Source organism: Pontibacter amylolyticus (assembly GCF_014638845.1).
In the GTDB taxonomy this organism is placed as follows: domain Bacteria; phylum Bacteroidota; class Bacteroidia; order Cytophagales; family Hymenobacteraceae; genus Pontibacter; species Pontibacter amylolyticus.
Genome location: NZ_BMFP01000003.1, coordinates 43,176 through 57,843, shown reverse-complemented (window position 1 = coordinate 57,843; position 14,668 = coordinate 43,176). Strand labels below are relative to the sequence as shown.

General features: G+C 50.7%; 15 protein-coding genes. 10 read left to right on the top strand and 5 right to left on the bottom strand.

The features are described from left to right. Nucleotides 1-89 precede the first annotated feature (89 nt). The 3 genes from IEV97_RS08380 to IEV97_RS08370 all read left to right on the top strand — a co-directional run bounded on the left by IEV97_RS08380 (nucleotide 90) and on the right by IEV97_RS08370 (nucleotide 2,711). Entirely contained in the window at nucleotides 90-734 is a 645-nt protein-coding gene (locus tag IEV97_RS08380) for a thioredoxin family protein (RefSeq protein ID WP_188501078.1), read from the top strand. A gap of 201 nt (nucleotides 735-935) precedes the next feature. After that, entirely contained in the window at nucleotides 936-1,376 is a 441-nt protein-coding gene (locus IEV97_RS08375; protein ID WP_188501077.1) for a hypothetical protein, read from the top strand. A 3-nt stretch (nucleotides 1,377-1,379) separates the two neighbouring features. Then, a complete protein-coding gene (locus IEV97_RS08370; protein WP_188501076.1) occupies nucleotides 1,380-2,711 on the top strand; it encodes a hypothetical protein in 1,332 nt (443 codons plus the stop codon). A gap of 109 nt (nucleotides 2,712-2,820) precedes the next feature. Here IEV97_RS08370 and IEV97_RS08365 read toward each other — a convergent pair whose 3' ends face one another. From IEV97_RS08365 to IEV97_RS08345, 5 genes are all read right to left on the bottom strand, one after another. Beyond that, on the bottom strand, nucleotides 2,821-3,486 hold the full coding sequence (locus tag IEV97_RS08365) for a DUF4145 domain-containing protein (protein WP_188501075.1): 666 nt from the start codon (nucleotides 3,484-3,486) through the stop codon (nucleotides 2,821-2,823). 66 nt (nucleotides 3,487-3,552) lie between these two features. Next, on the bottom strand, nucleotides 3,553-3,804 hold the full coding sequence (locus IEV97_RS08360; protein WP_188501074.1) for a hypothetical protein: 252 nt from the start codon (nucleotides 3,802-3,804) through the stop codon (nucleotides 3,553-3,555). A gap of 1 nt (nucleotide 3,805) precedes the next feature. Further along, nucleotides 3,806-3,982, bottom strand: a complete 177-nt coding sequence (locus IEV97_RS08355) for a hypothetical protein (RefSeq protein ID WP_188501073.1) — start codon at nucleotides 3,980-3,982, stop codon at nucleotides 3,806-3,808. Nucleotides 3,983-4,062: 80 nt separating this feature from the next. Then, a complete protein-coding gene (locus IEV97_RS08350) occupies nucleotides 4,063-4,569 on the bottom strand; it encodes a hypothetical protein (protein WP_188501072.1) in 507 nt (168 codons plus the stop codon). A gap of 234 nt (nucleotides 4,570-4,803) precedes the next feature. Further along, the gene (locus IEV97_RS08345) at nucleotides 4,804-8,103 is read right to left on the bottom strand and encodes a vitamin B12-dependent ribonucleotide reductase (protein ID WP_188501071.1); all 3,300 of its coding nucleotides are present in this window, start codon (nucleotides 8,101-8,103) and stop codon (nucleotides 4,804-4,806) included. A 192-nt stretch (nucleotides 8,104-8,295) separates the two neighbouring features. Here IEV97_RS08345 and ric point away from each other — a divergent pair, with 192 nt between their 5' ends. The 7 genes from ric to nadA all read left to right on the top strand — a co-directional run bounded on the left by ric (nucleotide 8,296) and on the right by nadA (nucleotide 14,641). Beyond that, nucleotides 8,296-9,252, top strand: a complete 957-nt coding sequence (gene ric / locus IEV97_RS08340) for an iron-sulfur cluster repair di-iron protein (protein ID WP_188501070.1) — start codon at nucleotides 8,296-8,298, stop codon at nucleotides 9,250-9,252. A gap of 329 nt (nucleotides 9,253-9,581) precedes the next feature. Further along, on the top strand, nucleotides 9,582-10,088 hold the full coding sequence (locus IEV97_RS08335) for a hemerythrin domain-containing protein (protein WP_188501069.1): 507 nt from the start codon (nucleotides 9,582-9,584) through the stop codon (nucleotides 10,086-10,088). A 2-nt stretch (nucleotides 10,089-10,090) separates the two neighbouring features. Then, on the top strand, nucleotides 10,091-10,909 hold the full coding sequence (locus IEV97_RS08330) for a DUF2249 domain-containing protein (RefSeq protein ID WP_188501068.1): 819 nt from the start codon (nucleotides 10,091-10,093) through the stop codon (nucleotides 10,907-10,909). A gap of 492 nt (nucleotides 10,910-11,401) precedes the next feature. Beyond that, nucleotides 11,402-12,718 (top strand): heme-copper oxidase family protein, encoded by a 1,317-nt coding sequence (locus IEV97_RS08325; protein WP_188501067.1) that lies wholly within the window; start codon nucleotides 11,402-11,404, stop codon nucleotides 12,716-12,718. A gap of 36 nt (nucleotides 12,719-12,754) precedes the next feature. After that, complete coding sequence (locus tag IEV97_RS08320; protein WP_188501066.1) at nucleotides 12,755-13,075, top strand: metal-sulfur cluster assembly factor; 321 nt, start codon at nucleotides 12,755-12,757, stop codon at nucleotides 13,073-13,075. A gap of 30 nt (nucleotides 13,076-13,105) precedes the next feature. Continuing rightward, complete coding sequence (locus IEV97_RS08315; RefSeq protein ID WP_188501065.1) at nucleotides 13,106-13,579, top strand: RrF2 family transcriptional regulator; 474 nt, start codon at nucleotides 13,106-13,108, stop codon at nucleotides 13,577-13,579. 18 nt (nucleotides 13,580-13,597) lie between these two features. Continuing rightward, a complete protein-coding gene (gene nadA, locus IEV97_RS08310) occupies nucleotides 13,598-14,641 on the top strand; it encodes a quinolinate synthase NadA (RefSeq protein ID WP_188501064.1) in 1,044 nt (347 codons plus the stop codon). Nucleotides 14,642-14,668 lie beyond the last annotated feature (27 nt).

Genomic DNA, 14,668 nt, shown 5'->3' with positions numbered 1-14,668 from the left:
AGGTTTGTTAAATATTGTGTGTGAGTGACTTAAGTCATTTTATGTAGAGGTGGAAATAGGTAGAATTGCATGAAATTTAAATTTAACACATGAACACCCCCGATATACTCACCCCCGAACTTATCAATCCGCTGACCTATCAGAGCTACAGACTGCTGGTGGAGCAACTGGTGGCTGATAACCTGACTTCAGGTCCGGAGCAGACCGAAGAGCGCATAGCTTTTACCAAACTCAATCTGCAGCGCATGAAGCGTGTGGAGAAACAGTTCAAACTAGATCCGGAACTGTTGGCGGCCCTGCAACAGCCGCGCCCGGAGTGGCATTGGGTGGTGCTTGTAGAGTCGTGGTGCGGAGACGGCGCGCAGCAGCTGCCGGCTTTGGCCGCCATCGCCGATGCGGTGCCGACGATCGAGCTGACCATCATTCTGCGCGACGAAAACCCGGCCTGGATGGACACCTGCCTCACCAACGGCAGCCGTGCTATACCTAAGCTGATCTGCCTGAACGCTGAAACCAACGAGCGACTCTTTACCTGGGGACCGCGACCGCTTGCGATACTGGAGGAGGTGTTGCAGTTTAAGGAGAAACACCCAAATGCGGCGAAAGAAGACATTCACAATCTGGTGCATATTCTGTATGCCAAAGACCGCAGCCAGTCGCTGCAGCAGGATCTGCTACGGCTGGTGCAGCAGGCTATACCTGTGACAGGAGAAGAGCAGGAAGTCCTGTCTTGATTTATGATTTTGACAAAGGACATTTTGACAAAAGACAAAGGACGCGTGATTTAGAAATGAATTATCTTCAACTGCATGACTTGCATTCCTCATTTGTCAATTAGTCTTTTGTCCTTTGTTTAAAAACACTAGTGTACTTTGTCTTTTGTCCAGAAATTCCTTTGTCCATAACTTCAACTGTCTAATAAAACAATCAGTAACATGAAACTAGTTATCATTGCGATTTTCCTGGCCAGTTTAACCTCCATGTGCGGAACCGAGCGTGACCTGGAAACAGAACATACCGAAGTGGTGCACGAAGAGCAAACCCTGGCCCTGAATGGCACCGAGCGCTGGAAAGCCGACGAGCCGACCAACCGCCACATGGCCCAGTTGCAAGGTATGGTGCAGGAGTTCAACGCGCAGGCGGAGAACAATTCGGCGGCCGCTTACAACGATCTGGGCACATCGATGAAAGCAGAAATGCAACAGCTCTTCAAAGACTGCCGCATGAAAGGCCCTGCCCACGATATGCTGCACGTATACCTGATGCCGCTGGTGGAGGACGTGAACCTGTTGGCTGAGAAAGACGAGCACCAGTCTGAAGCAGCTTTCGCGCGCGTAAGTGAGCGGCTAAAAGAATACAACCAGTACTTTGAGTAAACGATGACAGAAGTCAGGGAAAGGCTGCGGCAATTGCCACAGACAGGACAGGATACCTTGATGCGGGCTCGCATCGCGCTGGGGTATTTAGTGCTGGTGGCCATGTTGGGCCTTTTTCTGCGCTGGCTGATGGTGTCGCCAATAGATGGCGTCAACTACAAAAACTTCCTGCATGCGCACTCGCATGTGGCTTTGCTGGGCTGGCTCTACTGCGCTTTTTTTGCGGCCTTGCTTTACATTTTTCCGGCTGTGACAGCAGAGGCACGCACCTCTTTCCGGCGGCAGTTTTTCCTGACGCAGGTATCGGTGCTGGGCATGCTGTTCACTTTTCCGGTGCAGGGCTATGCGCTGTTTTCCATTATCTTTTCGACGATGCATATTTTGCTTAGCTACTGGTTTGCCCGCAGCTACTGGAAGCATGTGCAGGGTAACGTCGACACCGGCACGCATGCCACTTCCCTGAAGTACATCGGGGCGGCCTTGCTATTTATGGTGGTGTCGTCTATCGGTCCGTGGGCAATGGGGCCGATTATGGCGAAGGGCACGATTGGCGGTGAACTCTATTACTCGGCCATCTATTTCTACCTGCATTTCCAGTACAACGGTTGGTTCACCTTTGCGGTGCTCGGGCTTTTGTTCTGGTTTCTGGAGCACCACCAGGTATACTTCAACCGAAGCTGGGCCATGCGAGCTTTCTGGCTACTGGCACTGGCCTGTCTACCTGCCTATGCACTCTCGGTGCTGTGGACTCAACCGGCCGACTGGGTATACGCCATAGGCTATGTGGCTGTAGCGATGCAACTAGCGGGTCTGCTATACCTAATAAAAGTAGTGCAGCAGGTATGGGGGAAAGTGGTGGGCCTTCTCAAGCCGTGGGTGTGCGGCCTGGTAGGTATAGCGCTCGTGTTTTTCGTGCTGAAACTGGTGCTGCAGACAGTTTCTGCTTTCCCTTACATGGCGGACCTGGCCTATAAACTGCGCTACTTCATCATCGGTTACCTGCACCTGTCGCTACTCGGCTTTGTGTCGCTGTTTGTGCTGGGTTTCCTCTTGCAGCAAGGGCTCTGCCGACTCGGAAGGTATGGCGGTGTCGGCCTGACGCTTTTTCTGGCCGGCTTCTTCGCCACGGAATTGCTGATGTTCGGACAAGGTACTTTCCTCTGGCTGGGGCTGATGGCTTTGCCGAGTTTCAGCTGGCTGATGTTCTGGGCGAGTGTGCCTATGCCGCTGGGCTTGGGGGTGTTCTTTCTGGGGCAGCGGGGGTTGAAGGTGAGTGGGGTGGGGAGGTTGTCTGAATCAGGATTTACAGGATTTAAAGATTCTCAGGATTTATAAATTCGGTGGCTAAAGTATTACGTTGCCCTTAGCGTGCACTCTAATTCTTTAATTATTAAAATGCTATCAGATTTGGATATATCGTGAAGAAGCTTTTTTCTAGGCTGTATTATGAGACAGTGTTATTTTTCTCTTTCAGTTTTTTAAGCCGTTTAAGTAAGTTATCATACTGATATACTGCTTTCAAAATCTCCTTGGCAAACTCTAAAGAGACTTCAATTTCTTCTTTTCCAATATCGCTAAAAGTTTGTGCTTCAATATGAGCAGCATCATTTCCCAATAATCTTAACTCGTTCATGCCTGCCAAAAGCTCTTGAGGTATTAAAATTTTACCCCCAAGGTCTTGGAGCTTTAGATATAAATTTTTCCCAGTTGCACCTCTATCAATACAAATTTCTTCTAATGTTTTTCTAATCATTATTGCTGAAGCAATGAAGCAAGAATTAGAATGACATTTGATTGCTTCTTCAAAAGCATTCAAAACTTTTTCTGGAATGTTTTCCTTGTCAAAAGGAATAGTTTCGCTAGGAGATGTTAAAAGCACATCTCGGTTATTGCCAGCAATGAAAAATAGGTGTCCATGACACCTTTCATTTGGACATCTTCTTATACCTAAGAAATTAGTTGTGACTTCTCCCCTGTTATGTTCATTATGATATGTGCGTACGTCACTGCCAGCTACAGGAGTAAATGTGCCAAAGTGTCCACAATGAGGGCATCGAGTAGCTATATTAGTAGTCCTATCGTTTTTAATTTGTGATAATGATATCTTCATTATATAAATCTTATAACAATACTCACATTAGTTTTATAGAGCCAAACCCAAAGATAAAATAGAATATTATTGAACCTTGGTATGGGTGGCATTTTCGATGTTTTTATTGGTTATAGACAGTTTGTCTTTATCCCTTTTATTTGATGACTGTATTAACCATAATCCCAATCCCCCAACACCGATAGCAAAGAATATTTTCTTTAAGAAGTATTCTAAGTTATTTGATAATTTGTTAGGATTCGAAATCACTAAGTAAGTAAAACCAATAACATTTAATACTGCTATGGCTATAAAGATGTAACCAAATGATTTTTTCATTTTACAGAATATTGGTTTCTAATTTAGAGCTTAATAAGGTAATTATCCCACCGACAATTGGTGATAAAAATAAACTTATGAAGAAACTCCAGCCGAATCCAATTTTTCGCTTTTCTCCAGATTTTGCTATTAGATAGCAAACTCCAATGTTTATTGCTAAAAAGATTATTGTTTCCATTTTATATTTTTGTTATTGGCTTTTGATGATTTATGTGACTGGAAATCAGTTTGATATAATTTTAATTATATTGTTTATTTTTAATTAAAAATATCATCTATTTCCTTATTCGCCGATTTTCCATGTAAAAGATTGTTAAATTTCTTAACCATTCCTTTATCGTTAAATTCAATAAATTTATCAAAGCTCGAATTATATGGTCTAATAACTAGGTCAAAAGACCCATCTTCATATCCTTTAAATAATAAAGTCATTTCAGAAGTAAAACCGTCGACGTAACCATGAAACTTATACAACTCTTTTTTCATGACTTTAAAACGACAAATCTCTTTTTCAAAACCTTTTTGATGGGTTTCATTTAGCGTGCTCCATTCAATAGCTTTTTTGATACCCTGTTTAAGTGTAGATAATGCTCCTGGCCCTAATCTATATGCTTTATCAAGTGACAGTTCGCTATTATAATAAGACTTGCTATAAGTTTCGATATATGTATCAGAACCCACAATTGCGACACTTATCTTCTCTTGCGAGAATGCAGTGCTAAATTTTAAGAATATGATCAAGATTAATGTAAATTTTAAATTCATATTATAATATTTAGGCTAACAATAATGTAAAAATCACTATGGTACTTATATGGGATATACTAAAGGTCGCTTTATCTAAACTAACAATTTTTTTTAATCTCTCTGTTTCATCCCATCTGTATTAAAAGAAGCTAATATAGCCCTTTTTCTATAATTGCCAAGTTCAAACATCAAAACAAATGAAACAGGAGCGCCTATACCTAGACGCTCCTGTTTTATTTCCATTTAACTCAATCAACTACACCCCAAACTATTCCCACAGTTCAGGCATTTGTAGCACGTGCCCGAGCGGATGGTGATGTGGCCGCAGACGTTGCAGATGGGGGCGTCGCCCATCATGCTGGCCAGCACTTGCTGGGTCTGTTCCATCAGCACGGTTCGGCTCTGCTTCACCAGGGTATAGCCATTGGCTTTCACGTCGGTGGCTGGCTCGGGCTGGGCCGCTGGCGTGGCGACGGCAGGTATAGCAGGGGCCAAGGGCGGGGCAGGTTCCTGGTTCTTCTCACTTGGCACATGCACGAGGTCTTCGCGCTTTAGGTACTCGTAGCCGAGGAGGCGGAAGAGATAGTCGAAGACCGAGGTGGCAGACTTGATGTTGGGGTGCTCCACGCGGCCCGCCGGCTCGAAGCGGGTGAAGGTGAAGCGGTTCACGAACTCCTCCAGCGGCACGCCGTACTGCAGCCCCAGCGACACCGCAATGGCGAAACAGTTGAGGATGGAGCGGAACGAAGCGCCTTCCTTGTACATGTCGATGAACACTTCGCCCAACTCACCGTTCGGGTACTCGCCCGTGCGGATGTACACGGTATGGCCGTCAATCTTGGCTTTCTGGGTGAAACCGGTGCGCTTGTCCGGCAGTTTGCGGCGCTCCACCATGTGGGCCAGTTGCTTGCGGAACGGCTCGTTGGCGGCGTCTTCCAGAATGGCCTTGGCCGCCTGCAACACCTGTTCGGCGCTAATGCTGTTGTCGGTCTGCGGTGCTTCCATGTCTGTTGCTTTGTCGGTTTCGGCCTTCTTGCTGCCCGACGAGAGCGGCTGCGAGAGCTTGCTGCCGTCGCGGTAAATCGAACAGGCCTTCAGCCCCAGTTCCCAGGACAGGTGGTAGCAACGGGCCACTTCTTCGCGGGTGGTTTCGTTGGGCAGGTTGATGGTCTTGGAGATGGCCCCCGAAATGAACGGCTGCACGGCGGCCATCATCTGGATGTGTCCTTCGGGCTTGATGAAACGCTTGCCCTTGTGCCCGCAACGGTTTGCGCAGTCAAACACCGGGTAATGTTCTTGGCGCAGGTAGGGTGCGCCTTCGGTGGTCATGGTGCCGCAGATGTAGTCACTGGCTTCTTCTATCTGTTGGTAGGTATAGCCCAGGGCGCGCAACAGGTTGAAATCAGGCAGATTGTAGAGCTCTGGCACAAAACCCAGCCGCTGCAGACAAGCTTCTCCCAGGTTATAGACACTGAACAGCGAGGCCACGTCGTAGGCCGTCAACAGGCCCGCTTCCAGTTGCTGTATTTCTTCTGGCGTGAAACCGGCAGCAGCCAGTGAGGTCTCGTTGATGTGCGGAGCGCCTTTGAATGTGGCGTGGCCTTTGGCGTAGTTCACGATGGCCTGCATTTCGGCTTCGGTATAGCCCAGTTTGCGCAGCGCGGCAGGTATAGACTGGTTGATGATTTTGAAATAACCGCCACCAGCCAGCTTCTTGTACTTCACCAGCGCAAAGTCCGGCTCTACGCCCGTCGTGTCGCAGTCCATCAGCAAACCAATGGTGCCCGTCGGAGCGATGACCGTGGCCTGTGCGTTGCGGTAGCCGTGCTTTTGTCCCAGTTCAAGGGCTTCGTCCCACGCGGCGCAGGCGGCCTGGAGCAGGTAATCGGGACAAAGGGCAGGGTCGAGCGGCTGCGCAGGTATAGATAGACCCTCGTAGGCTTCGGGGGTGTTGTGCGCGGCCGCCCGGTGATTGCGGATGACGCGCAGCATGGCTTCTGCGTTAGGCTTATACTTCGGAAAAGCGCCCAGTTCGGCGGCCATCTCGGCAGAAGTCGCGTAGGAGGTACCCGTCATAATCGCGGTGAGCGCGGCGGCCACCGTGCGGGCTTCGTCACTGTCGTAGGCCAGTCCCTGTACCATCAGCAAAGCGCCGAGGTTGGCATAGCCGAGCCCGATGGTGCGGTAGTCGTAGGAGCGTTGCGCCACTTCTTCGGAAGGGAACTGCGCCATCAGCACCGAAATCTCCAGCACCATGGTCCAGAGACGGCAGGCGTGGCGGTAAGCGGTTACATCAAAGGTCTGCGTGGAAGCATCAAAAAAGCGAATCAGGTTGAGCGAGGCGAGGTTGCAGGCCGTGTTGTCGAGGAACATGTACTCCGAGCACGGGTTTGAGGCGCGAATAGGCCCTTCGGCGGGACAGGTATGCCACTCGTTAATAGTCGTGTCGAATTGCAGTCCCGGGTCGGCGCATGACCAGGCGGCGTCGGCTATCTGGTTCCACAACTCACTGGCAGGTATAGACTTCATCACCTTGCCGGTGGAGCGGGCATGCAGGTGCCACGGTTCATTATTATGGAGCGCCTTGAAGAAGTTATTTGGCACGCGCACCGAGTTGTTCGAGTTCTGCCCCGACACGGTCTGGTAGGCTTCGCCGTTGTAGTCCGAGGAGTAGCCGGCCTCAATCAGGGCTGCTACTTTTTTCTCTTCTTCTTTTTTCCAGTTGATGAAATCCACAATCTCGGGGTGGTCCAGGTCAAGGCACACCATTTTGGCCGCCCGCCTTGTCGTACCGCCTGACTTAATCGCGCCAGCCGCGCGGTCGCCAATCTTCAGGAACGACATCAGCCCGGAAGAACTGCCGCCGCCGCCCAGCGCTTCGTCTTTGCCGCGTATGTTGGAGAAATTGGTGCCCACACCGGAGCCATACTTGAAAATACGGGCTTCCTGCACCCACAGGTCCATGATGCCGCCTTTGTTTACGAGGTCATCATCCACGGCCAGTATAAAACAGGCATGCGGCTGCGGACGCTCGTAAGCCGAAGTTGACTCTTTTAGCTCTTCCGTCAGGTGATCTACATAGTAGTGTCCCTGCGCCTTGCCTTTTAGTTTATAGGAGTTGTAGAGACCCGTGTTGAACCACTGCGGTGAGTTGGGCGCGGCGTACTGCCCGAGGAGCATGTACACCAGCTCGTCATAGAACGCCTGGGCGTCTTCCTTTGTCTTAAAGTAGCCATTCCCTTCTCCCCAACTTCTCCAGCAATCCGCCAGCCGGTGCACCACCTGCTTCACCGATTTTTCTGATCCCGTACTGCCATCCGGCTGCGGCACGCCCGCCCTGCGCAGGTACTTCTGCGCCAGGATATCCGTCGCGATCTGCGACCAGTTCGCAGGCACTTCCACGTCCTTTATCTCAGCCACGATCGCTCCGGTAGGGTCGCGGATGGTGGAGGACCTTTTTTCATAGTCAAACAAGGTATAGGCGCTCTCACCTTGCCGGGTAAAATAACGGGGGATGGGGAGGCCACCGCTTTTTGTTTTCTCTTTTTTCATAAAATGGCTTTTGATTTAATGATATGATTATCAGTGGTTTAATACCTGTGCGAAGCTTGTATAAATGGTTTCATAAATATATCAGAAAAATATTTAAGAAAAAAAGACCTTTTTATCTTTTATTTTGTTTTCCTAGTGTATACTTTTACATCGGCAATCATTTACAACCGTTAATCTACAAAAAAAAACACCATGGAAACCATAGAAAAATTAGACGTAACAGTACTGGAACCACGCATGAAGCACCCGACCATTTTCCAATGGTTTGACAACCTGAATGGCGGCGAAGCTTTTGTGATTCACAACGACCACGACCCGAAGCCACTGTACTACCAACTGCTGGGCGAGCGCGGCAATACCTTTAAGTGGGAGTACCTGTTGCAAGGCCCGGAGATCTGGGAAGTGAAGATTCAAAAACTGACACAAGAAGAAGGAGAGAGTGTAGGCGAACTGGTAGCCAAAGACTACCGCAAAGCGCAGGTGTTCAAAAAATACGGCATTGACTTTTGCTGCGGTGGCAAGAAATCGCTGAAGCAAGTGTGCGAAGAAAAAGGCATCAACCCTGAAGTAGTAGAAAACGAACTCAACGCTATACCTGAGACAGGCAGCGCCTCTGCACGCGGCAACGAATACGAGAAGTGGGACCTGGGCTTCCTGGGCGACTACATCGTGAACATGCACCACAGCTATGTGCGTGAGGCCATCCCGACGCTTTATGAATATACCACTAAAGTAGCCCGTGTACACGGCAGCCGTCACCCGGAAGTGATTGAAGTGGCCAAGCACTTTGTGAACATCGCCAACGAGCTGGAGGCCCACATGCCGAAAGAAGAGCGTGTGCTGTTCCCCTTCATCAAGCAAATGGCAGAAGCCAAGAAAAACGGCGTGAAGATCGACCGTCCGGCCTTCGGCAGCATCCAGAACCCGATCAACATGATGGAGATGGAGCACGAAGCAGCTGGCGGTGAACTGGAAGCCATCCGCAGACTCACCGACGACTATACCCTGCCAGCCGACGCCTGCGCTACGTATAGAGTAATGTTCTCGAAACTACAGGAGTTCGAGGAAGACCTGCACCGCCACATCCACCTCGAGAACAACGTGCTGTTCGTAAAAGCGGTGGAATTGGAGAAAGAAGTGCTGAATTAACCCCACCCCGGCCCTCCCCTAAAAACAGGGGAGGGAGTTTTGGGACGATTGACACACCCCTGCCCCTCCCAAGAGGGGAGTTATCGTGCAGAATAGTCCCCCTTCGAAGGGGGCAGGGGGATGACAATCGTGCACAGGTATACAAAAGCAACAGCGCTTATACCTGAAGAAAGTTAGAGATCGAAGATTCCCCTCTTGGGAGGGGCAGGGGTGTGCTTACATCAGTGAGCAAACACCCCAGATGAATAAAAGCAATGAAAACAACAACCCTTCTCAGCTCCCCCTCCTGTTTTTAGGAGGGGGTTGGGGGGAGGTAAAACACCACAACTATGACAACTGCAACAAAACCAAAACCATTGAAACGCGACAAAAGCCTGGTACCGCTCTCACGGGAGCACCACTTCGGGCTGCTGTTCTGCTGGAAACTGAAGCAAGGTATGGCCAACGGCACTTCCTTTGAGCTGATGCGCCAGTACATTGATTATTTCTGGAAAAACATTCTGAAAGCGCATTGCCAGGAAGAGGAAGTGATTGTGAAAAGGCTTTTGCCCAAAGATGATGTGAACTCTATCAGGCTGCACGAAGAGCACCAACTGATCGCGGCGATCATCGAGCTGATCAACGAGCAAAAGAACCTGAATACCTCTCTTATCGCAACTTTGCAACAGGACCTGACCGACCACATCCGCTGGGAGGAACGTGAGCTGTTCCCATACCTGCAAACCGTGGCCGATCCGGAGGAACTGGCCGATGTGGGCAGATTGCTGGAGCATGACCTGCAGGAGCCAAAAGACGAGTTTCTGCCTGCTTTTTGGGAAAATAAAAAAGTAGCCTAACCATGGAGCTTTCTGCCACCACCCGAATATCCACTATTCTGCGGGAGAACCCTGCGGCGATTGAGGCCATCGTGTCGATCAACAAGCACTTTGAGAAGCTGCGGAACCCCGTACTGCGCAAGGTGCTGGCGTCGCGCGTGACCATCGCCGATGCCGCCCGCATAGGCAAGTGCCGGGTGGAGGATTTTTATGAAAAGCTGGAACCGCTGGGCTTCAGCATCGCGTCAAAACCAACCCACAACAAGAGGGCAATCCCTATGGAAGCCGACGTTCTTGAAAAACCCGCCTTTATGGCGAACCTGGATCAGGAAAACACCATCGTGCTGGACGTGCGCGATACGATCGCCAAAGGCGACGACCCGTTCTTGCAGATCATGGATGCGGTGAACAAGCTGAGTCCCGAACAGGTGCTCTGCATTGTGAACACCTTCGAACCGATTCCGCTGATCGCCATCGTGCGTCCCAAAGGCTTTGCCTACTATACCGAAACGCTGGGGCCTAGCCTGGTGAAGACCTATTTTAAAAGGGAGTCGGTAGGTAAAAGGGTAGAAATAGCCGAAGCTTCTACTGAGGAAAGCTTTGATGAACTGCTGGCCAGGTATAGCGGTAAGCTGCAGCTAATAGACGTGCGCCAGATGGAGATGCCACAGCCGATGGTGTCCATCCTCGGTGCACTGGAAACGCTGCCAGAAGGGGAGGCTTTGTACGTGCAGCACCGCAAAGTGCCGCAGTTCCTGCTGCCGCAATTGATGGAGCGGGGATTTAAGGTAAGCATAAAGGAAGTAGGGCCGAACGAGGTGTATTTGTTGATATTCAAGTAATGCCCTCGCTCGCGTCCCGCGAGTGTGAGCTATCCGGTGGCGTCCCGCCACTTGTGCCGACAGGCACAGATACTAGCGGCCAGAGTCCGCCTAGTAACTCACACTCGCCAGAGACGAGCGAGGGCGCAGATTCTGCACCAATGTTGTCTTTTCGAATGACTTTTGTCATTTCGATTGGCGGAGGAAATAAGGAATTTTACAAATAGGAAGGGAGTTTAGGGAACGATTGTCATCCCCCTGCCCCCTTCAAAGGGGGACTTTTCTGTAATAGCCAATTGGCAGGTATAAGTGTAGTCGATTCTTTGATCTTTAAATTGCATAAATTTTACTCAATAGAGAGTTACATCTGCGAATGTCCCCCTTTGAAGGGGGCAGGGGGATGATGATCATTCCTGTAATCCCCTCCTCGGAGGGCAGGGGTGGGTTAATCCTTCCCCGGCAAACAACAATTAACAATCAACAATAAACAACCAACAATAAACAACCAAACACATGAGCGCCGCAACAGTATCCAACTCACCCTCTAAATGGCTTGTGCTGCCGCACTACGCCTTCGCGGCGGTGTCTTTTGTGGTGCTGTGTCTGCTATTGGTTTTTTCAACCGACGCATTTGGCGGACACTACTTCCACCCGAAGCTGCTCACGCTAACGCACGTAGCGGCGCTGGGTTGGGCGACGATGATCATTTTCGGATCGGTCTATCAATTGCTGCCGGTGGTGCTGGAGGTGCGGCTTTACAGCGAGAAGCTCGGAACCTGGGCTTTTGGGCTGCTGTCGACTGGTACGGTGCTGCTCACCGTTTCTTTCTGGAATTTCTGGGTGGGCACGATTATGCACATAGCGGCCTGTCTGCTCTTTATATCTTTTCTGCTCTTTGCCTATAACGTGGTGCAGACAGCCAGGCAGGTGAAGAAGTGGGGAATAGAGGCCGATTTTATGGTCACTTCCGTGGTATGGCTGGTAGCGACCGGGCTGGTCGGCGTGCTGATGGTCTTCAACTTTCAGTATCCGTTTCTGCCGCAGGACCATGTGCATTATTTGCAACTACACGCGCACATTGGTATGGCAGGCTGGTTCCTGCTGCTGATCGTAGGCGTAGGCTCTAAACTGATCCCGATGTTCCTGCTGGCGCACCCAGAAGATACCCGGAGCCTGAACTGGAGCTATTACCTGATCAACGGTGGACTCGTGCTGTTCGCGGCAGACCACCTTTTCGTACATACCGGCTTCTATGCAGTGTATGCGGCCATGGTCGTTTCAGGTATAGGCTGCTTCCTTTACTTCCTGTACCAGGCCAAGTGCCTTGGTAAACGTCCGGACCTGGACCTGGGTATGAAACAAACTTTCGTAGCCCTGATGCTGCTGATCCTGCCGATTGTGCTGGTGTTTGTGGTGACGCTGCAGTTCGGTTTGCCGCAGCGCCTGTTGTCGGCGCTATACCTGGTGTACGGGCTCTCGATCTTCTTCGGCTTCGTGTCCGCGCTGATCCTGGGGCAGACGTTCAAGACGCTCCCTTTTATCGTATGGATGCACAGCTATGAAGATTACGTGGGCCGCTTCAAGACGCCCATGCCGAAGGACATGTATAGCGTAAAGCTACTACGCTGGCAGAATATCGCCTACATCGTCGGGCTGGTGAGCCTGCTGGCAGGTGTGCTACTGGCCGAGCAGACCGTCATTTTGCTGGGGGCGGTGCTTTTGAGTATAGCGGCGGTGCTGTATGCGGGCAACGTGTATAAAGTGCTGCTGCACAAGGTGAAAGACCTGAAGCCTTTCGGCTATGAAAAGGCAGCAAAGGGAGCCAATTAAATGAACAGAGACCCAGGAATCAGAGCTTTATAAATTATGAAAACGCAGGAACAGGAGATCGTCAACGAAGCGTATGAAGCGCTCAAGTACATCATCGACCCGGAAATCGGCATAAACATTGTCGATCTTGGGCTTGTATATAAAGTGACCCTGAAGGAAGAGGAGGAGAAACTGCATGTTGAGTTAACGTTAACCACGCCGGGCTGCCCGATGAGTGGCACTATCACGACAGCGGCCAGGCAAATGCTGGACAAGCGCTTCCCGAATCTGGAGATTGAAGTAGAATTGGTATGGCTTCCGCCGTGGACGCCAGAGATGATAAGTGAAGAAGGAATGCGACAATTGGGAAATACCTGATAGATTTGCACCCCGATTTAAGACAAGGTTATGCTTTCGAAAACAACAGAATACGCCCTGCGCTCCATCGTGTACATCGCGATGGCGGATGAAGAAGGCAAGCGCGTGGGCATAAAAGAGATAGCCAACGAACTGGAACTGCCCACCCATTTTATAGGCAAGATCCTGCAGGACATGGTGCGCAAAGGCGTCATCGCCTCTATCAAAGGTCCGCATGGCGGTTTCTTCCTGCACCGGCCGGCCAGCGAGATCAGCCTGCTGGAAGTGATCAACATCATCGACGGGCTCGAGGCCTTCAGGAAATGTGGCATGGGCATGAAACAGTGCTCTGATAAGCACCCTTGTCCGCTCCATGATGAAATCAAGGTATACCGTAACCATCTGCTGGAGGTGTTCCGCGAGAAAACGATACAGAGTCTGGTGGACGACGTGAAAACCGGAAAATATTTCATTAAAAACCAACCCGAAGAAATGCTGAACGGCTCCGTCCCCGGCATCGCTTAAACCATTCTAAAACATACCATGACAGCGACCCTGACACAGGGTGCCTTCTCTGAAAAATTCAGAGCCATGCACCCTTTTGCCCAAACCCAAGAGATTGCCGCCCTGCAGGAGGTGGTGGAAGAGATCCGGGAACTGAAGCGAGAGAAGAACGCGGTGATCCTGTCGCACTTCTACATGTCGCCCGAGCTGCAGGTGCACCACAAGGATGGTGGCATCGCCGATTTTGTGGGTGATTCGCTTGGCCTGAGCGTGGCCGCCAAGAGCGTGGAAGCCGACAATATCATTTTCTGTGGTGTGAAGTTCATGGCCGAAACCGCCAAGATCCTGAACCCCGCCAAGCAAGTGTTGCTGCCAAGTTTTGAGGCAGGCTGTTCCCTAGCCGAAAGTATAACAGGTGCCGATGTGCGCAAACTCAAAGCGCAGTATCCGGGCGTGCCGGTGGTGGCCTACATCAACACCTACGCCGAGACCAAAGCCGAAGCCGACATCTGCTGCACCTCCCGCAATGCCATGGACATCGCCCGTTCCTTTGACTCGGATCGCCTGATCTTCCTGCCGGACCTGTTTATGGGCCGCAACTTGCAGACCCGCATCAAAGCGGAGACCGGCAAGGAACTGATCCTGTGGGAGGGCAAGTGCGAAGTGCACGAACAGTTCACGCCGCAGCGCATCAACGGACTCAAAATGATGTACCCCGAGGCGCAGGTGCTCGTGCACTGGGAAGTGCCGGACGATACAGTAGCCGATGCCCTGACGGGTGCCGGTGGTGTAGTAGGCAGCACGTCCGACATCCTTCGCTTTGTGGGTGAAAGCAAGTCGCGTCAGTTTATTTTGGGCTCAGAGTGTGACCTGGGCGCGACCCTGCGCGGCCTGTATCCGGAGAAGGAGTTCATCGTGCCCTGCATCAAGTGTCCGCACATGAAACAGATCACGATTCAGCGCACGCTGCAGGCCCTGCGGGCTATTGGTACAGAATCGGAGCGACTGTATACGGTAGACCTGGAAGAGGGAATTCGTCAGAAAGCGCTGCTTCCAATCGAGCGGATGCTGGCCTTTTCATAAAATTAGAAGTTCAGAAAACAAGTAAAG

Excerpts from the sequence above, each read along its gene's own strand:
- IEV97_RS08320 (WP_188501066.1), top strand. The coding sequence starts at position 12,755 with ATGAAAACGCAGGAACAGGAGATCGTCAACGAAGCGTATGAAGCGCTC.
- IEV97_RS08325 (WP_188501067.1), top strand. The coding sequence starts at position 11,402 with ATGAGCGCCGCAACAGTATCCAACTCACCCTCTAAATGGCTTGTGCTG.
- IEV97_RS08330 (WP_188501068.1), top strand. The coding sequence starts at position 10,091 with ATGGAGCTTTCTGCCACCACCCGAATATCCACTATTCTGCGGGAGAAC.
- IEV97_RS08315 (WP_188501065.1), top strand. The coding sequence starts at position 13,106 with ATGCTTTCGAAAACAACAGAATACGCCCTGCGCTCCATCGTGTACATC.
- IEV97_RS08370 (WP_188501076.1), top strand. The coding sequence starts at position 1,380 with ATGACAGAAGTCAGGGAAAGGCTGCGGCAATTGCCACAGACAGGACAG.
- IEV97_RS08350 (WP_188501072.1), bottom strand. The coding sequence starts at position 4,569 with ATGAATTTAAAATTTACATTAATCTTGATCATATTCTTAAAATTTAGC.
- nadA (WP_188501064.1), top strand. The coding sequence starts at position 13,598 with ATGACAGCGACCCTGACACAGGGTGCCTTCTCTGAAAAATTCAGAGCC.
- IEV97_RS08375 (WP_188501077.1), top strand. The coding sequence starts at position 936 with ATGAAACTAGTTATCATTGCGATTTTCCTGGCCAGTTTAACCTCCATG.
- IEV97_RS08335 (WP_188501069.1), top strand. The coding sequence starts at position 9,582 with ATGACAACTGCAACAAAACCAAAACCATTGAAACGCGACAAAAGCCTG.
- IEV97_RS08380 (WP_188501078.1), top strand. The coding sequence starts at position 90 with ATGAACACCCCCGATATACTCACCCCCGAACTTATCAATCCGCTGACC.
- IEV97_RS08345 (WP_188501071.1), bottom strand. The coding sequence starts at position 8,103 with ATGAAAAAAGAGAAAACAAAAAGCGGTGGCCTCCCCATCCCCCGTTAT.
- IEV97_RS08355 (WP_188501073.1), bottom strand. The coding sequence starts at position 3,982 with ATGGAAACAATAATCTTTTTAGCAATAAACATTGGAGTTTGCTATCTA.
- IEV97_RS08360 (WP_188501074.1), bottom strand. The coding sequence starts at position 3,804 with ATGAAAAAATCATTTGGTTACATCTTTATAGCCATAGCAGTATTAAAT.
- ric (WP_188501070.1), top strand. The coding sequence starts at position 8,296 with ATGGAAACCATAGAAAAATTAGACGTAACAGTACTGGAACCACGCATG.
- IEV97_RS08365 (WP_188501075.1), bottom strand. The coding sequence starts at position 3,486 with ATGAAGATATCATTATCACAAATTAAAAACGATAGGACTACTAATATA.